Annotated in this window: 16 protein-coding genes; 9 read left to right on the top strand and 7 right to left on the bottom strand. The window is 71.2% G+C overall.

The window, feature by feature from the left end:
- Positions 1-74 precede the first annotated feature (74 nt).
- A complete protein-coding gene (locus tag AN215_RS08380; protein ID WP_070013216.1) occupies positions 75-2,681 on the top strand; it encodes a polysaccharide lyase family 8 super-sandwich domain-containing protein in 2,607 nt (868 codons plus the stop codon).
- Between the two features lie 53 nt (positions 2,682-2,734).
- Here the strand turns inward: AN215_RS08380 and AN215_RS08385 are convergent, their stop codons facing one another.
- The 5 genes from AN215_RS08385 to AN215_RS08405 all read right to left on the bottom strand — a co-directional run bounded on the left by AN215_RS08385 (position 2,735) and on the right by AN215_RS08405 (position 6,374).
- Positions 2,735-3,079, bottom strand: a complete 345-nt coding sequence (locus AN215_RS08385; protein ID WP_070013215.1) for an MmcQ/YjbR family DNA-binding protein — start codon at positions 3,077-3,079, stop codon at positions 2,735-2,737.
- Between the two features lie 94 nt (positions 3,080-3,173).
- Complete coding sequence (locus AN215_RS08390) at positions 3,174-4,352, bottom strand: FAD-dependent oxidoreductase (protein ID WP_070013214.1); 1,179 nt, start codon at positions 4,350-4,352, stop codon at positions 3,174-3,176.
- 34 nt (positions 4,353-4,386) lie between these two features.
- Positions 4,387-4,659: a helix-turn-helix domain-containing protein gene (locus AN215_RS08395; RefSeq protein WP_070013213.1), complete on the bottom strand. Its 273-nt coding sequence runs from the start codon at positions 4,657-4,659 to the stop codon at positions 4,387-4,389.
- Complete coding sequence (locus tag AN215_RS08400) at positions 4,659-5,150, bottom strand: DUF2975 domain-containing protein (RefSeq protein WP_070013212.1); 492 nt, start codon at positions 5,148-5,150, stop codon at positions 4,659-4,661. The genes AN215_RS08395 and AN215_RS08400 overlap by 1 nt, the downstream gene beginning before the upstream one ends.
- A gap of 243 nt (positions 5,151-5,393) precedes the next feature.
- Positions 5,394-6,374: an aldo/keto reductase gene (locus tag AN215_RS08405; RefSeq protein WP_070013211.1), complete on the bottom strand. Its 981-nt coding sequence runs from the start codon at positions 6,372-6,374 to the stop codon at positions 5,394-5,396.
- A gap of 245 nt (positions 6,375-6,619) precedes the next feature.
- Here AN215_RS08405 and AN215_RS08410 point away from each other — a divergent pair, with 245 nt between their 5' ends.
- The 8 genes from AN215_RS08410 (at position 6,620) to AN215_RS08445 (ending at position 12,694) form a co-directional block, all read left to right on the top strand.
- Positions 6,620-6,808 carry a hypothetical protein gene (locus AN215_RS08410; RefSeq protein ID WP_139140699.1) on the top strand — a complete coding sequence of 63 codons (189 nt, stop codon included), beginning with the start codon at positions 6,620-6,622 and terminating at the stop codon, positions 6,806-6,808.
- 14 nt (positions 6,809-6,822) lie between these two features.
- A complete protein-coding gene (locus AN215_RS08415) occupies positions 6,823-7,908 on the top strand; it encodes a LacI family DNA-binding transcriptional regulator (RefSeq protein WP_070013209.1) in 1,086 nt (361 codons plus the stop codon).
- Between the two features lie 143 nt (positions 7,909-8,051).
- Positions 8,052-8,486, top strand: coding sequence for a DUF1622 domain-containing protein (locus AN215_RS08420; RefSeq protein WP_070013208.1), 435 nt, complete (start codon positions 8,052-8,054; stop codon positions 8,484-8,486).
- Positions 8,483-8,758: a hypothetical protein gene (locus AN215_RS08425; RefSeq protein ID WP_070013207.1), complete on the top strand. Its 276-nt coding sequence runs from the start codon at positions 8,483-8,485 to the stop codon at positions 8,756-8,758. The genes AN215_RS08420 and AN215_RS08425 overlap by 4 nt, the downstream gene beginning before the upstream one ends.
- A 408-nt stretch (positions 8,759-9,166) precedes the next feature.
- The gene (locus AN215_RS08430; RefSeq protein WP_245694343.1) at positions 9,167-9,550 is read left to right on the top strand and encodes a helix-turn-helix domain-containing protein; all 384 of its coding nucleotides are present in this window, start codon (positions 9,167-9,169) and stop codon (positions 9,548-9,550) included.
- A 38-nt stretch (positions 9,551-9,588) separates the two neighbouring features.
- Positions 9,589-10,062 carry a M78 family metallopeptidase domain-containing protein gene (locus tag AN215_RS08435; protein ID WP_070013205.1) on the top strand — a complete coding sequence of 158 codons (474 nt, stop codon included), beginning with the start codon at positions 9,589-9,591 and terminating at the stop codon, positions 10,060-10,062.
- 2 nt (positions 10,063-10,064) lie between these two features.
- Complete coding sequence (locus AN215_RS08440) at positions 10,065-11,282, top strand: MAB_1171c family putative transporter (protein ID WP_070013204.1); 1,218 nt, start codon at positions 10,065-10,067, stop codon at positions 11,280-11,282.
- Positions 11,273-12,694: an amidase gene (locus AN215_RS08445; protein ID WP_070013203.1), complete on the top strand. Its 1,422-nt coding sequence runs from the start codon at positions 11,273-11,275 to the stop codon at positions 12,692-12,694. Before AN215_RS08440 ends, AN215_RS08445 begins: the two co-directional genes overlap by 10 nt.
- Positions 12,695-12,778: 84 nt before the next feature.
- On the opposite strand, the gene AN215_RS08450 is transcribed toward AN215_RS08445, so the two are convergent.
- Both AN215_RS08450 and AN215_RS08455 read right to left on the bottom strand, forming a co-directional pair.
- On the bottom strand, positions 12,779-16,117 hold the full coding sequence (locus AN215_RS08450; protein ID WP_139140700.1) for a tetratricopeptide repeat protein: 3,339 nt from the start codon (positions 16,115-16,117) through the stop codon (positions 12,779-12,781).
- A gap of 38 nt (positions 16,118-16,155) precedes the next feature.
- A complete protein-coding gene (locus AN215_RS08455; protein WP_079122818.1) occupies positions 16,156-16,611 on the bottom strand; it encodes a hypothetical protein in 456 nt (151 codons plus the stop codon).
- Positions 16,612-16,691 lie beyond the last annotated feature (80 nt).

Consider the following 16,691-nt stretch of genomic DNA (forward strand, 5'->3'; position numbering starts at 1 on the left):
CGTTGACACCACCGGACCCCGTTGCTTGGATACGGCGAGCCTTTCCGGCATTTGGTCGAAAAGTGGAGAGCCCCATGGAGCTGTCGCGCCGCGCCCTGTTGTCCATGGTTCCCGCGAGCGCCCTGCTCGCCCTCGCCGAGCCGCTGCGCGCCCGGGCGGCAGGCGTCCCGCGCGACCCGGCCACCGGGGAACCGTCCACGGGGCACCTCCCTGCAGGGCCGGGGGGAGATCTCGCCCGGCTTGCCGCCAACACCGTCGCCGTCCTGGCCGGCACCGCCGAGGTCGACGCCCGTCCCGAGGTGGCCGGCAAGGTGGCCGCCATCACCGGCGCCGCGCAGGACCGTCTGGAGGCGATGGACGCGGCAGGCGACGGCGAGCTGTTCCAGGGGCTCGGCGACCTCGGCACCAGCGACAAGAACCTGACGAAGTCCTTCCAGTACCTCTACGAGATCGCGCTGGCCACCCGCACCCCCGCGGACTCCAACCCCCTGCACGGCGACGAGGCCGTTCAGCGGCGCGTCATCGACGGCCTGACCTGGCTCCACGACCACTACTACGGCGACCAGTCCAAGGGGTACTACGGCAACTGGCACAACTGGGAGATCGGCATCTCCCAGCAGGTCAGCAAGATCCTGGTGCTGCTGCGGGACCAGCTCGCCGCCCACCGCCCGGACCTCACCGCCACCTACGTCGCCGCGATGGACGGCTACTTGCGCAACGGCAAGGACGGCGACGTCGACCTCGACTCCCGCTTCCACACCGGCGCCAACCTCGCCGACATCACCACCGACCGGATCATGCAGGGCGCCGCCCTCGGCGACGACGCCCGCGTCAGCAAGGCCGTCGCCGACCAGCTCACCGTGCTCGCCACGATCGACCCGTACGAACTCCGGCACGGCGTCACCGACGGCTTCTACGCCGACGGCTCCTTCATCCAGCACGCCTCCGTCGCCTACACCGGCACGTACGGCACCGGGCTGCTCAGCCGTGTCGTGCAGACGCTGAAGATCCTGGACGGTACGGCCTACCTGCCGCGGGACGACATGGCCGGGGTGGTGCGCGGCTGGGTGGTGGACGGCTTCGCGCCGGTGATCTTCGAAGGCTGGATGATGGAGGCGGTCAAGGGCCGCGGGGTGTCCCGCGCCAAGAACGGGTACGCCGACGCGACCACCGTGCTGGAGGCCGTGACCGACCTCGCGGCCCACTCCTCCGGCGACGACGCCACAGCGCTCAAGGGGTATGTGAAGTTCGTCCGGGAGGCCGTGAAGGTGCCGCCGGACCCGACCGCGTTCGTCTCCCCCGTGACGGTCGCCCGCTACGCCGACATCCTCGCCGACGGCTCCGTCCCCGCCAGAGACCTCAGGGAGGCCTCGTACACGACGGCGTTCAACGCCATGGACCGCACCGTCCACCACCGCCCCGGCTGGGCGTTCGCACTGGCCCGCAGTTCACGGCGGATCAGCAAGTACGAGTACATGAGCGGCGAGAACCTCAAGCCGTGGTTCCAGGGCGACGGAGCGCACTACCTGTACCTGTCGGAGCAGGACCAGAGTCACGCCTTCGGCGTCGACTACTTCGCGGCCGTCTCCCCGTACCGGCTGGCCGGTGTCACCGCCCCGGTGGAGACCCGCAGGACGGTCCCCGAGCTGTACGGCAGCCAGTGGTACGACAACCCGGACGCCGGGTTCACCGCCTCGTCCGAGAAGCAGAACACCTACGTCTACTTCCCGTGCGCCACGGACTCCCACTCCGGCGGGGCCACCCTGGGCGCCTACGGAACGGCGTCGCTCGTGCAGTCCGACGACGTCGCCTGGGCGGCGAAGCAGGCCGGGCGGCTGCCGGACGACTTCGTGGCCTACCGCAACGCCGGCGCCACCAAGTCGTGGTTCCTGCTGGACGACGAGATCGTGGTGCTGGCGGCCGGGGTGCACGACCCCGCGGGCCGGGCGGTGACCACCACCGTGGACAGCCGGATCGCCGCCGAATCGGACGACGTCACCCTCACGGGACGCCTGCGCGAGGGCACGCCCTGGCGGCGCCCGGGCCCGGCGCATCTCGCGTGGCTGCGGTACGCCAACGCCGACGAGAAGACGGCCGTCGGCTACGTCTTCCTCGACGCCCCGGGCGCACCCCGCGGCCCCCGGGCCACCGTCTCGCTCGAAACCGTCACCCGCAGCCTCCAGGACGTCAACGCCGCCAACCCCGACACCCGGATCACCAAGCAGGTCTTCAGCGTCCTCTTCGAGCAGCCGCCCGGCGCGCCCGCCACCACCCTGGCCTACGCGCTGGTCCCGGGCGCCACCGAACGGCAGTTGCGCCGCTACGCACACGGCCCGCTGACGGTCCTCGCCAACACCCCTGACGTCCAGGCGATCCGACACCGCGGCCTGGAACTGCTCGCGGCCAACAGCTTCGCGCCGGGCACCTGTTTCGCCGGGCCGCTCGCCATGGACGGTCCCGCGTCGGTGCTCGTACGGCGCGGCGGTGACGGCGTCACCACGGTCGCCGTCGCGGATCCGACCACCGAACGGGACACGGTCACGGTCACCCTGCACGGCCGCTCCCTGCGCGCGGTCTCCGCGGACGACGGTGTCCGCGTCACCAGGCTGCCCGGCGCCACCCGCATCGAGGTCGCCACGCGGCACGCGTACGGGCGGAGCTTCGCGGCACGGCTGCGTTAGGGCCGCCGAGGGGCGGGTGGCGGGCGACCAGCCGCGCGGCGCACCGGGCCCCCCTAGCCGGCGTCGAGTTCGGACACGAGGCGCTTCGGGGCCCGGAGGCGGAACGACTCCTCGATCAGCTCGGCCGCCTCGGCACGGTCGACGCCTTCGAGGCGGACGAGGAGGACCGGGTAGCCGTCGTAGTGGGAGGTGGTGAAGAACTTGGCGGGCTCGGAGCCGACCAGCGCGAGCTTCTCCTCGACCGATCCCACCCACACGACGAGCGCCTCCGGCTCGTCGCGCACCCAGGCGAACCCCCGTGGCTTGGTCCGCCAGGACGGCTGCCCGCCGTAGGACGCCTGTTCGTAGGCACCCGGCAGGCCCGAGGCGATGTCACGGATGTCGTCGATGGTGATCATGACCGTGGCCTCCGCTGCCGGACCTCCTGCTCCTGGCGTCAATGATCCCTCAGACAGCCGTTCATGCGGGGTTGAACGGCGCACCCAGGTGCGCTCACGTGAACTCGTGTACGGGGGCGGGGAAGGACCTGTCGCCGAAGAGGACACGGCCGGCGGCGGCCCGGCCGAACCGCGTGCGCAGGAGCGTGAACGCCGCGCTCGCCATGGCCGGGGTCCGCACCTGGGCCAGCCCTCTGCGCATCATGAGCCGCCCCCGGAAGTGGGCGCGCAGCGCGGCTCCGTCGTAGCCGGCCAGCACCTCCTCCGGATTCCCGGCCCGCAGCGCCTCGTCGAGGACCGTGGCTGCCAGTTCCGACAGCCGCAGGCAGGGGTCGAGGCCGCCGGCGGTGAGCGGGGAGACCGCGCCTGCCGCGTCCCCCACAAGAAGCCCATCGGCGCAGCTGACCCGGCGCAGCATGCCTCCGACGGGGATCGGGCCTCCGCGGCGCTCCACCACCTCGGGACGGTCCACGCCCGCCAGCCCGGGCGCCGAGGCACTGAACCGCTGCAAGGCCGCGCGGAGACCCTGCGGATAGCGGTCGGCATAGCCCGCGATGCCGACGTGGGCGTGCTGCCCGTCGTTGACCACCCAAGCCAGGTAGCCGGGGGCGAGCGAGGGGTCGAGCACGCAGTGGAAGGTCGGCGGCTCGCCGTCGTCGTTCCCCGGCAGCCCGAAGACCTCCTCGGCACCGACCAGCACATGGTGGTTGAGGTCGAGGGAAAGGTCGCGGGCGACCCTCGACCGGGCTCCGTCGGCACCGACGACGAAGCGTGCCCGTACCGAGGCCGGCCCTTCGCGGCCGACCAGGCGGAAGGTGTCGCCCTGCCGGCCGGCGTAGCTCGTGCCCAGTGCGATGCGCACACCGGCGTCGGCGGCGACATCTGCCGCGGCCGCATAGAGCGGCGCCATGTCGCCCACCCGGTACTCGTCGCGGTCACTGACCAGACTGACCGGGCGGCGCAGGCCAGGGGGGTAGAGCACCACTCGCCGGATCGGCGGCCCGAGGTGCTCCGGGGGCAGCGGAAAGTCGTCGAGCGTCTTCCGCACGAAGATTCCCGTGGTGCGGATCGCGTGACCGAGGCTGCTTCGCCGTTCGGCCAGGAGTACGTCATGGCCTTGCCGGGCGAGCAGCGTGGCGACGTGTAGCCCGGCCAGCCCTGCCCCGACCACCAGTACGTCGGCGGTGGCCGTGACCCCGGGCCGGTAGGAGAAGGAGGTGCCGGCTGTGTTCATGGTCTGCTCCCGCCACGCTTGCCGCGTACGTCGGTCATGGGTGCACCCCCTGCGTGGCACCGGGGCGCGTGGCACCGGATGCGTCTTGGCCGTCCGCCGCGTCCTCGGGCTCCCAGCGCAGCAGATCTCCCGGCTGGCAGTCGAGCGCCTCGCAGAGCGCGGCGAGAGTCGCGAAGCGCACGGCCTTGGCGCGGCCGTTCTTGAGGACCGCCAGGTTGGCGGGTGTGATCCCGACGCGCTCGGCGAGCTCGCCCACGGACATCTTGCGCTTGGCCATCATCACGTCGATGTCGACGGCGATCGGCATCAGATCACTTCTTCCAACTCGGCCTGCATCTGTGCCGCTTCAGCGTCGCGCGCGACGGCCTGAGCGAGCAGCATCCGCAGTACGAGCACGATGAGTGCGACCCCCAGGACGGCCACGCCGACCCCGCCCATGATGAGGATCGCGCCCGGGGGGACCGCCTCGCCCGGGGCCAGGACGGCCGCGAGCGTGAACACCAGGAGGGCGGCGGCCACGAACGCGCCGATCACGATGTGCACGTACTGGAAGGCGGCGTGGGAGAAGACCGTGCCGCGTTGCGCCATCGTCACCAGCCGCCACACGCAGACCATGACGACCTGGGCCGTCACGATGCCGAGAACCATGATCAGGGCGATCGGGACGCGCAGGTGCGCGAGCTCCCCGTCCTCCGAGCCGGTGGCCAGCAGCGCCACCATCAGCGCCTGTACGAACGCCGAGCCGCTGAACAGCGCCACGATCACGACGCGCAGCGCACGCACTGTCAGCTTTCCCATGCCTCCCCCTCCATCGAGCTACGATGGGAATCTATCGATATTCGATGGGTTTGGCAAGGGCGACCCCAGCCTGTGATCAAGGTCCGGGGCTTCGGCATCCAGATCCGGCACAACCCCCATGGTCAGCCGGCCCCAGGTCGCCGGCCGGGCAGCCGGTCCGCGTGCCGAACTGCCTCGCGGGCCTCCTGCGTTCACGATGCCGACGACGTCGTTGCGTTCCCGCACCCGCCGCCCGGCGCGCCGTCACCTGCCCAGGAGCTTGTCGATCTGGGCGAGCTGGGGCTCGCCGAGCGGACCGGAACCGAGGGCCGCGGCGTTCTCGCGCACCTGCTCGGCCGTACGGAACCCGGGGATCGGGACGGTGATCCCGCTGCGCGCCCACACCCAGGCCAGCGCGCCCTGGGCGAGCGAACGCCCCTCACTGGTGAGGACCTCGCGGACCCGCGCGAGCCGGTCCAGCCAGCCGTCCATCGCGCCGGGCTTGAAGTAGTCCCAGTGCGGGGTCACCCGCCGCACGTCGCTCTCCGCCAGCTCACCGGGAGAGCTGTACTTGCCCGTCAGCAGCCCCATGGCCAGCGGGCTCCGGCCCAGGCTCGTCACCCCGGACGCACGGCAGACGTCCAGGACCCTGTCGTCCACCCCGAAGACGTTGCACTCGTGCTGGGCGGTGGCGCAGTGCTCACCCGCGGCGAACACCTCGACGATCGCGGGGTCGTCGATGCTGGTGCCGTACGCCCGGATCACGCCCTCGGCCACCAGCTCCTCGAAGACGGCGACCACGTCCTCCGCCTGCTGCGGGGTGTCCGCCCCGGCGTGCAGCTGGTACACGTCAACGCGGTCGGTGCCCAGCCGCCGGAGGCTGCCGCGCACCGCCTCGCGGAGATACCGGGGAGCGGCGTCCGCACCGCTGCCCGAGCGCGACTCCTCGTCGAACAGCAACCCGCCCTTGGTGGCGATCAGTACGTCGTCCCGCACCGGGGCGAGCGCCCTGCCGAGGACACGTTCACTGTGCCCGCAGCCGTAGACGTCCGCCGTGTCGAACAGGGTCACGCCCGACTCGACGGCGGTGCGTACGGCGCGTACGGACTCCTCGTCGTCCACGTCTCCCCAGCCGGCGGACGCGCCGTCGAAGGTCCAGGGGCCGCCGATCGCCCAGCAGCCCATGCCGAGGGGCAGCAACTCGCCGCCGAGACGGCCGAGTTCGCCTGCCCGTGTCCACGTCATCCGGAACGCTCCTCTCTCCGCTGCCGCAGCAGCCATAACCAGTCAGTTAATCGATCTACTAAATTGATATAGCGCACTGTGCCGGAGCGTCAAGGGGCCGTGCACGGTGCCGCACATAGGGTGTTCATGGCACGAATACGGTTTGACAGGGCCGGGCCACGAGGGCTACAAGTGTACCGATCTAGTAAATCGATTGATACAACTCGACTGAACCCGACCGAAGGGGAAGCGCTATGTTCGACTCCATGGCTGGTTCTTTCGTACGGAGCGCCGTGGAAGACGTCGCGCACTCGGCGCTGCCGCACGCCCCGACGCAGGAGGACCCAACTCCCGGCAGCCGCAAGTCCGTTGCCCGCAAGAAGCGACGGAGCATGCGCTTCCGGCTCGCCTGCGCCCTGCACTCGCTGGCCGACCGGCTGGCTCCCACCTCGTAGTAAGCACTCACCACATGCGCACAAGAGGAGCCGGCGGCGGCTCACGGGTAACGCTGCAGACGGTCGCGGACATGACCGGGGTCTCCCGGGCCACGGTGTCCAACGCCTACAACCGGCCGGAGAGGCTCAGCCCCGAGCTGCGCGAGCAGATCCTCGACGCGGCGCGCCGGCTCGGCTATCCGGGCCCCGACCCGGCGGCCCGGCGGCTCCGGCTGGGCCGGTCGGGCGTGGTCGGCCTCCTGTTCACCGAGCCGCTGTCCTACGCGTTCTCCGATCCGGCCGCGGTGCTCTTCCTCGGCGCCGTGGCCCGCGAGTGCGAGAGCGCGAACGCCGGCCTGCTGCTGCTCCCGTCACCGCCGGACGCCGACATCGCCGGCACGCTGCGGCAGGCGGTGGTCGACTCCATGTGCATCTACTCGATGCCGGAGGACCACGAGGCGGTGAACGCCGTACTCGAACGGCAGTTGCCGACCGTCTTCGTGGACCAGCCGCGCATCCGCGGCACCGCGTTCGTGGGCGTCGACGACCGGCACGGCGGGCGTCTGATCGGCGAGCACGTCACCGCGCTGGGACACCACCACGTCGGCATCCTGACCCCGCGGCTCCTCCCGGACGACTACGTGGGCCCGGTCAGCGACGAGAGGCTCGCGGCCAGCACCTTCCGCATCTTCAAGGAACGCTTCAGCGGTATCCGCGACGCGCTCCTCCAAGGCCCCGTCCCGGATGTCTCGATCACCACCCAGGAACGCGGCAACACACCCGAGGAAGGGGAGGCCGGCGCACACATGCTGCTGGACAGCGAGCCCCGGCCCACGGCCCTCCTCGGCCTCACCGACCAACTGGCGCTCGGCGCACTGCGCGCCGCCCGGGCACGGGGGCTTTCCGTGCCCGGCGATCTGACGGTCACCGGCTTCGACGACATCCCCGAGGCGGCGGCCTCGGACCCGCCGCTCACGACCGTTCAGCAGCCGCTGGTGGAGAAGGGCACAGCCGCCGGGCGGCTGCTGCTCGACCTCGTGCAAGGGGGGCCCGCCAAGGAGGAGATGCTCAGCATCCGGCTCGTCACCAGGGGGTCGAGCGGCCCCGTACGGGACGGCTGACCTCTCGGCGTACGGGCACTCCCCGAACCCGGAACGGGACGGCCGGCGCCCGGTGCCCGGCCTCCGTTGCCGGGTGTCTGCCATTGGAAGGGCCTGGCAGGCGTTCGGTGGAGCGGGCTGCGGCGGGCGGGTATCCGCGATGCATGGTCCTGTCGTGGGAGGTATTGCCGGAGTCGGATCTGCGTGAGGCGATCGGGGTCCTTGTACAGGTGGTGGAGACCGCCGGCGCGTTGATCATCTTTGTGGGAGCGGTCTGGGCGTTCGTCCGTTTCATCGTGACCGTGGTGCGTGGCAGGGGCCATGTGAAGGGCTTCAACCGGATCCGGCTGACGCTGGGCAGGTTTCTCGTGCTGGGGCTCGAATTCCAGTTGGCGGGCGATGTGCTGCGTACCGCGGTGGCGCCCAGTTTCACCGAGATCGGACAGCTCGCCGCCATCGCCGCGATCCGGACGGCGCTGAACTACTTCCTGGGCCGTGAGATCGCCCATGAACGTGCCGAACTCGAACGCGAGGCTGAAGGAGAGCCACAGCGGGACGCGGGAGCCGGACCCGGACGGGCGCAGGGCGCCGTCGGGTGAGGGCGGCGATCGAGGCGGCCGCGCTGCTGATCACCGCAGCGGGCGTGGTGTCCTTCCTGGCGGCCTACGCCGCCACGCGCACGATCCGTGTCGCCCTGCCGCTGCTGCTGGACTTCCTCATGGCGGCCGGCCTGATGCGCCTCGCGGGTGACCTGTCCTGGGGCGGCATCCTGCTGACGGTCGCGATCATCGCCGTCCGCAAGGTCGCCGCCTTCGGCGTCGCCGAGAAGGGCACAGCCGATACGGGAAGCCCGCACGGGACGTCGGCCTGAGAAGCCCGCGCCGCAAGCGGGGCGCTGCCGGGGACTCCGCGGACTCCCCCGTGGTCCGCGGAGTCCCGGCAGCCCGCTGTGGAGCGCGGGGTCCGTACATCCCCGCGCGGGGCCCGTGGCCGTGCGGGCGGTGCTCCGGGTCCTGCTGGCCTGGGCGGCCTTGGCTCTGCATCACGAGCGTCGTGCGCTCGGCTCCCCCCTGGGCCGCCGGGCGGTGCGGCACCGGACGGACGGCGTCGGTAGTGTTCCTGCGGTGCACGGCCAACCAGGCCTCGATTAACCTCAGTTAATCGCAGGACGTCAACATGGCACGCCCTGCTTCACAGTGTCAACTCACGTTAATCTCGGCACCCGGGAGGTCGTATGCCGGCGGATGCTTTCAGTGAGCGTCTGAACAGGCTCTTCGAGATGGTGCACCCCCCTGACCGTGGCCCGTACACGAACCAGGAGGTCGCCGCTCTGCTCCGGGAACGCGGCGGACCGACGCTCTCCCACGTCTACCTGTGGCAGTTGCGCACCGGACGGCGCGACAACCCGACCCGTCGGCACCTTGAGGGGCTTGCCGAGTTCTTCGGCGTCCCGGTCGCGTATTTCTTCGACGAGGGCACGGCCCTGAAGGTCTCCGAGGAGCTGGAGATCATCCGGCGCATCCGCGACAGCGGCGTGCAGCGCGTGGCGGCCCGTGCGGCAGGGCTGTCGCCGCAGAGCGTGGAGCAAGTCCTCGCCACCATCGAGCACATAAGGGAGAAGGAAGGCTTGGATTCCGGTTCGGGCGAGGGGGACACCGCTTGATACGCCGGCGCAGCCTGCGGCGGGAATGCCGCCGCTTCGTGCGTGACCTCGGTCTCCCACCGGCGGAGAGCATCCGCGAGCTGCTGCCCGCGATCGAGTCACGTTCGGGCCGGTCGATACGGCTGGAACCCGCGCCGCTGAACAGCGGAGACGGCCTGTGCGGGATGTGGATACGCACGGCGGAGGGCATCGACTACATCTTCGTCAACGAAGAGACCAGCCGTGCCCACCAGGACCACATCATCGCGCACGAGGCGGCTCACATCCTGCGAAATCACCAGGGGGGCCGGGCACTTGGCGACGTGAACCCGGTGACGGACCGTCTCGTCACCACTCTCGATCCGGGTGTGGTGAAGATGATGCTGGGCCGCAGCGACTACGAGTTCCATGACGAGAGGGAAGCCGAACTGATCGCCTCACACCTGCAACGGCACATCCACCACCCGGGCCCTGACATCGGCGGCGACGACCGCATCGCTGAGACCCTGCTGCGCCGCAGGAGGCAGAGGTAACCGTGCAACAGCTGCTCCATCCCATATGTCTCACGCTGGCCGTCACCGGTCTGCTGCTGCTTCTCTGGCCGCCCCGGCGCCTCGTCAGAGACCGTGCGCTGGCGGCTCTCGCCGGTGTCTACGGGTTCTCGGCGCTCTCGTTCCTGGTGTCGCTCGAACCCGTCTGGAGAGCACTCGACGAGGCGACGGGACGCCCCTCCACAGGCATCCTCGCGGCCTTCGGCTCGGTGGTCGCCCTCCTCGCCCTGCAACCCGTCGTGCTCGCCCACTGGGCGCTGCCGCAGGAGCGGGCCCGCAGGCGGACCCGGCTGTGCCTGGCCCTCGGAGCGGTCGTCATCGCGGCGCTGGCGGTGATCTTCTTCCAGCTCACGCCGACCGGCCGGTCGACTCCTCAGGGCTTCACCGTCAACTACGTGCACACGGGCGCCTATCAGGCGTACCTGACGCTGTACATCGTGGCCTACACGGTCGGTGAGACGGTGCTCGCGGTGGGCTGCTGGAGGGCCGCCCGCCGTACGGACGAGATCTGGATCGCCCGCGGACTGCGCATCGTGGGAGTGGGCGCGGTCGTGACGTTCGGCTACAGCGCCGTCCGGCTGGCCTACGTCGTCGCCGTGCTGTCCGGGCTTCCCCAACCCTCGCCCGCAGCCGAGGAGTTCGCCTGGCTGTGCGCCGACGGCGGCACCACTCTCTCCCTGGTCGGCTTCTTCGTGCCGACGCTGGCCCTGCACGCCGTTCCGCACGTACGTGCCTGGCTCCGCGCCCAGCGGGACTACCGGCGTCTCGCACCCCTGTGGGAGGCGGTGCACGAGGCCGTCCCCACCATCGCCCTGAACTCCACCCGTACCGTCCGGGGTTCACGGATGCGCGTCCGTGCCATCACCTGGCATCTCTACCGGCGGGCGGTGGAGATCCGGGACGGCCAATGGGCCCTGCAGCCCTTCCTGGAGGCGGCCGTGAAGGATGCCTCCGAGCGGCACCGGCGGGATGCCGGCCTCACCGGTGCCGACCTGGTATCCGCCGTCACCGCCGACCAGATCCGCGCGGCGCTGACCGCGTCCGCGCGCGAGGAGACGGCGCAGAACCCGGTGGAGTACGCCGACGCACACACACGGGAGGAAGTGCGCACACCGGACGACGACGTCCGGGCTCTGCTGCGTATGGCCACCCACTTCGAGACCGCACCCGCAAGAGGGGAAAACGCACCTTCATGGACCTGACGCACGACACGGCTCTCGGCCAACTCCGCGCCCTCGACCGGGGGGAGGTCTCCAGCCGGGAGCTCACGGAAGCCCACCTGGAGCGCGTCGCACGCCACCCCGAACACAACGCGGTGGTGACGCTCGACCGCGAAGGCGCCCTGGACGCGGCGGCCCGGGCGGACGAGCAGCGTTCGCGTGGCGGCTCCGGCGGTCCGCTGCTCGGGCTGCCCGTCACCGTCAAGGACTCGCTGGAGACCGAAGGCCTGCGCACCGCGTGCGGCGCCGCCGAGCTGGAAGGGCACGTGCCGGACCGGGACGCCGACGCCGTGGTCCGGCTGCGGCAGGCCGGCGCGGTGATCATCGGCAAGACCAACACACCGTCGATGTGCCAGGACATCCAGACCGGCAATCCGCTCTTCGGTACGACGCCGAACCCGCACGACCCGCAGCGGACGGCCGGTGGTTCCTCCGGCGGCCCGGCCGCGGCCGTCGCGGCTCGTCTGAGCCCTCTGGACATCGGCAGCGACCTGGCCGGTTCGCTGCGGCTGCCCGCCCACTACTGCGGTGTCCACTCGCTGCGTCCCAGCTACGGCGTGGTCCCCGCGAGGGGGCACATCCCCCGGCCTCCCGGCTGGCTGGCGACATCGGACATGCTCAGCATCGGTCCTCTCGCGCGCAGTTCGGCCGATCTCGAACTCGCTCTCGGGGTGCTGGCGGGGCCTTCGCCGGAGGACAGCGCCGGCTGGCAGCTGACGCTCCCCGCCGCGCGCCACGGCAATCTGGGCGAGTTCAGGGTCGGCCTGTGGGCGGACGACCCGTACTGCAGCGTGGACGCGGCGACCCGTGAGCTGCTCGAAGGCGTCGCCAAGCGCCTGCAGAACGCGGGAGCGAGCATCGAGGCCACCACCAGGCCGGTCGACATGGCCGAGTCCGACCGCCTCTTCCGCACCCTGATGTTCTCCGCCACGTCGGCCTCCGCTTCCGCGGACGCCTTCGCCGCGGAGGTGCAGGCCGCCGGTGCCCTGACGCCCGGTGAGCAGTCACCGGGGGCGCAGTTCCTGCGGGCCCGTACGATCCGGCACCGGGACTGGCTGCTCGCCGACGACGAACGCCGGCGCGTGCGGCAGCAGTGGGCCGCGTACTTCCGCGACGTCGACGTGCTCGTCACACCCGCCGCCCCGACGGCAGCCCCACCGGACCAGACCGAACTCCCCGTGCCCGAGCGGTACATCATCGTGGACGGCGAGCGCCGCGCGTACTGGGACCAGACGACCTGGCTGAACCTGGCCGGTCCGGTGCAGCTGCCCGCCGCGACCGTCCCGCTGGGCTTCACCTCCGACGGCCTGCCGCTCGCGGTCCAGATCATCGGCCCGTATCTGGGCGACCTGACGGTCACTCGCTTCGCCGGTCTGCTGGCGAGCACGGGCTGAAGCGGGAGGCCCTGCACCACGGGGTCCTCGAAGTGCCGGCTTCCGCAAAGGTTCCGCGCTCGCGTTGTTTCACGGGAGACGCCCTCAGGGAGCCGGCACCTCGCCGGGCGGCAACGATCTGCGCAGTGCCGCCGATTCCAGCAGCGCCTTCCGCGCTCGGTCGGCGAAGCCGAGCTTGTCGAGTATCAGGCCGATCCGCCCCAGCGACGAGGCGAGGTTCGCCTTGTACGTGCCGGGGTCGGTCTCGGCGAGCCCGCGGTAGATCGTCCCGGCCTCCTCGATGGGAACCAGGGCCGGCTCGTAGCGGTCCAGCGCGTACAGCGCGGAGCCCAGGCCGTTCAGTGTCTGCGCGAGCAACGGCACGTACCCGCTGTCCTCCTGGGCCAGCCGCCGGTACATCTCGGTGGCCTCCCGCACCGGTTCGACTGCCGCGTCGGGCCGGCCGGCGGAGAAATGGTGCTGGGCAAGGTTGCTCAGAGCGCAGGCGAGCACGGGAAGATGCCTGCTCGGGTGCTCCTCCGCCAGCCGGCGGCTGGTGCTGATGGCGGTCTCCAGCGCCACCGAGGCGTCGATCGTTCCTCCGGCCGGGTTCGACGGCTCCCGTGAGCCGGAGCCGGCCAGGCCGGAGGAGGCAGCGGCGGCAGACGGGCGGGGCACAGAACGCCGGGCGTTGTCCCGCCGGATTCCGGTGGCCTCCTGGGTGGCGGTCCGGGCCTCGTCCGCCCGGCCCAAGTCAGTGAGCGCATTTGCCAGTTCGTCCAGGATTCCGGCGAGCGGAGGCCGCTGCCGGCCCGGATCGTGTTCGCACGCCAGGCGCTGAATGTCCACCGCCTGCCGCAGGACGCTCTCCGCTTCCGTGGACCGCCCCAGACGCCTCAGAAGACGCCCGTGGGTGGCCAAGTCCTCAGCCAGGGCGGGGGAATGGACCACCGGGTTGGTGCGCGCCAGCCCCCAGCGGAGTGTGATCGCCTCCGTGGCCGCGTCGGCGGCCTGCACCGTGCGGTCCGATTCGGCCAGCCGGAGGCCGAGCAGACGCAGGGCGTCAGCGAGGCCGGCGGTGTGGGACAAGGAGCCTTCCGCCTCCCGCCGGTGGATCGCGACCGCCTCCTCGGTCACGCTCAGCGCGTCGCCCGTACGGCCTTGTGCCGCAAGCTCGCTGCCGAGCCTGCCGAGGACGTCGGCCAGGTCGGACAGGTGAGCGGCCGGATTGCGCTCGACCAGGCGGCGCAGCACGGTTGACGCGTGCTCGAAGGATTCGGCCGCGCCCTCCCGCCTGTCCAGTTGGGACTGCGTGATGCCGAAATCACGAAGGGAATGTGCGAAGTCGGCCAGATGGGCGGCCGGTTTGTACTCCACGAGCTTCCGGTGGATCGCCAGCGCGTCCATGGTGGGTTGCGCCGCTTCCAGGAAGCGTCCGAGCTCGCGGAGCCGTGCTCCCTGGATGCTCAACGCCCCGGCAAGCCGGTGCAGCAGAGGCGCGGAGTCGGTGCCGGTGCCGGTCCGCAGGAAGAGCCGATGGGTGGCGACGGCTTCCTCGGCGAGGTCCAGGGCCAGCTCCGGCCGGCCCAGCGCCTCCGCCAGGTCACTGGCGCCCGAGAGGGTCTCGGCGAGGGCGGGCAGGTGAGTTTCGGGATCGTGTCCGACCAGCGCTTTCCCGATGCTGCCCGCCTCGGCGGCCAAGCGGAACGCCTCCACGGTCATGCCCAGTTCGGCCGCCACGCGACTGAGGCGGTTCAGGGCGACGGCCTGCCCCGGCATGACGTCGGGGTCACCCTCGGCCATTCGGTGCCGGCCGGTCTGCACCGCCTCCTCCAAGGGGTTGAGCGCATCCATCTGCCGTCCCGCGTACGCCAGGCGCAGCCCCAGCCTGCTCAGCAGCCGTATCCGCGGGCCGGGTTCGGAGACCGTGACCAGCTGGTGCCGGGTGACCCGCTCGCACGTCGCCGCCGCTCCGACATCCAGGTCGGCGTGGCCGGCATCTCCTGTACGGCTGTTCAGCGTGCCGTCGACCGCCTCCAGCATCGCCATGTCCACGTCCTCGACCTGGGCCAGGTGCACCAGAGCCGCGCTCCCGGCGGCGGCCGCCAGATCGGGGTCACGGTCCAGCGCCGGGTAGAGATGCCGATGGCCTACATGCGGCCACCGGTCAGCGGCGGCGGCAAGGAAGGTGACCGTACGCGCGATCCACGTCGGCGCGACGCCGTCCCGATCGCGGGCCAGCAGCGTGGCGCAGCCCGTGGCAGCCCAGCTGTCCGTGGCGTATGCGGTGACAGGGCTGCCGGGCAGGGTGAGTGCCACGTAGTCCTCCGCGAGCCGGTCGGGCAGCAGCGGCTGGAGCACACCGGCACCCGCCGGTCCGGGAGGCGGATAGCAGACGGCGTGATCCGCGAGCAGCTCCCCGGCCGGCAGGCCGGGCAGCAGGCTCCGTAAGAGCGCTTCGGCGGCCGGCCGGCTGGTGAGGCCGGTGAGGCCGGCGGTGAACACCAGGCGCTTCATCACCTCGGACGGTGTTCCGTAGTCGAGCCCCACGCTGGAGTTCTCGTACAGCTGCTGCCAGTTCTCGTGTTCGCGGTCCAGCAGATACGTGGTCAGACCGACCATGTCGCCCGGCGCCCGGCGGCCGTTGGCCGTAGCGTCCACGGCGACCAGGGCGGCCATCAGCACGGCCAGCGTCAGCCCGAAGTCCGGCTGGGTCAGCGCCCCCGGCGGTCCGGTCGCCTCCGGCCTTTCCACTTGAGGGTAGTGGCGCACGAAGCTGTCACGGGCGGCACCGAACAGCTGCGCCCGCTCGGTACCGGTGCCCGGCAAGGGCGGCAGATGCTGATCAGAGGTGTCGACGCCCGCGCGGAGCCGGTTGAGCCGGCCGCGGACGGCCGGCCAGCCGCCGGCCGAGCGTGCAAGCAGCAGGACCCGGGCCGGAACCCGGTGCCGCAGCAGCCGGTTATGGAACAGCCAGCTCAGATGCGTGACGGGCCACCGGTCGGCGTAGTCGACGAGAACCAGTACCCCCGCGCAACCGTCGAGACGGAGATCCTGGCTGTCCTCGGCCGGTGGATGGGTGTCCGTGCCGTGGACGGCATCCACCACCTTCCACCCCGCCCGCTGTGCATCGGCGGCCAGCTCCGTGGCGAGCCGTGTCTTCCCCTGGCCGCCCTCGCCATGCAGCCAGCGCACCGCGAATGCGCCCTCCGCGTCACGCCAGTCCACCAGCGCCCGCAGTTCCGCTTCACGGCCGGTGAAACCGACGACCTCCGCGCGTGCGTCGAGCATCCGGCTGGGCTGGGCCCTCAGCCATGCGGAGTCCGGAGCGGTGACCTGTGCGCGCTCGAACAGCAGATACACGGGCGTGCCGTCACCGAAGACGTGGATGTCCGCACCCATCGCACCATAGGCGTAGCCGGCCTCGGCACGTACTTCCTGCACGTAACCCGCCCGTTCCTCAGCGGAGTCGGGCGCCACCGCTACTGGCCGTCCCCGCCGTTGGAGCCGGGCGCTGGAGGCAGCCCTTGGTGGTAGTGATTGACGTTCCCGCCCTGCACTCCGTACACCGTGCCCTGGTCACGCGCGATGTTCGTCTGCACCCACTGGTCCCGCCCCTGCGGAAGCTCGCGCCGGATCTGCTCGACCAGGTCGCTCAACTCGGCTGCCGCATCGGGGTGATCGTCCAGCAACCGGGCGAAGTCCCGCTGCCACTGCCCCAACAGCAGCTGCCTGGCCTGGTCGGGGTCGTCCGCCCGTTGCACGATCAGGTCGTGATGGTGCAACTGTCCCTCCACAGCGGCCTGTTGTTCCTCGCCCCCGCGCCGGTACAGCCGCACCACCGCTCCCCGGGCCCCCTGCCAGACATCCGTCGCCATGGCCGCGACCAAGGCCCCCGCACCCGTGCCCGCCAACGTCGTCAACGCCTCCGGCAGCATGCCTTCCCCCTCAAGTCCCCTGTGCCGTCCCGGCTTTCCCATTGTCGCGTCGGACGGCGTGGGACATCAGGGCTACGGGG

Origin of the sequence: Streptomyces abyssalis (assembly GCF_001751365.1) — a bacterium.
In the GTDB taxonomy this organism is placed as follows: domain Bacteria; phylum Actinomycetota; class Actinomycetes; order Streptomycetales; family Streptomycetaceae; genus Streptomyces; species Streptomyces abyssalis.

What these genes read in the sequence shown, in the direction of transcription:
- AN215_RS08395 (WP_070013213.1), bottom strand. Translation starts at nt 4,659, where the DNA reads ATGCCGATCGCCGTCGACATCGACGTGATGATGGCCAAGCGCAAGATG.
- AN215_RS08380 (WP_070013216.1), top strand. Translation starts at nt 75, where the DNA reads ATGGAGCTGTCGCGCCGCGCCCTGTTGTCCATGGTTCCCGCGAGCGCC.
- AN215_RS08420 (WP_070013208.1), top strand. Translation starts at nt 8,052, where the DNA reads ATGGTCCTGTCGTGGGAGGTATTGCCGGAGTCGGATCTGCGTGAGGCG.
- AN215_RS08405 (WP_070013211.1), bottom strand. Translation starts at nt 6,374, where the DNA reads ATGACGTGGACACGGGCAGGCGAACTCGGCCGTCTCGGCGGCGAGTTG.
- AN215_RS08455 (WP_079122818.1), bottom strand. Translation starts at nt 16,611, where the DNA reads ATGCTGCCGGAGGCGTTGACGACGTTGGCGGGCACGGGTGCGGGGGCC.
- AN215_RS08410 (WP_139140699.1), top strand. Translation starts at nt 6,620, where the DNA reads ATGGCTGGTTCTTTCGTACGGAGCGCCGTGGAAGACGTCGCGCACTCG.
- AN215_RS08400 (WP_070013212.1), bottom strand. Translation starts at nt 5,150, where the DNA reads ATGGGAAAGCTGACAGTGCGTGCGCTGCGCGTCGTGATCGTGGCGCTG.
- AN215_RS08385 (WP_070013215.1), bottom strand. Translation starts at nt 3,079, where the DNA reads ATGATCACCATCGACGACATCCGTGACATCGCCTCGGGCCTGCCGGGT.
- AN215_RS08390 (WP_070013214.1), bottom strand. Translation starts at nt 4,352, where the DNA reads ATGAACACAGCCGGCACCTCCTTCTCCTACCGGCCCGGGGTCACGGCC.
- AN215_RS08445 (WP_070013203.1), top strand. Translation starts at nt 11,273, where the DNA reads ATGGACCTGACGCACGACACGGCTCTCGGCCAACTCCGCGCCCTCGAC.
- AN215_RS08430 (WP_245694343.1), top strand. Translation starts at nt 9,167, where the DNA reads ATGGTGCACCCCCCTGACCGTGGCCCGTACACGAACCAGGAGGTCGCC.
- AN215_RS08415 (WP_070013209.1), top strand. Translation starts at nt 6,823, where the DNA reads ATGCGCACAAGAGGAGCCGGCGGCGGCTCACGGGTAACGCTGCAGACG.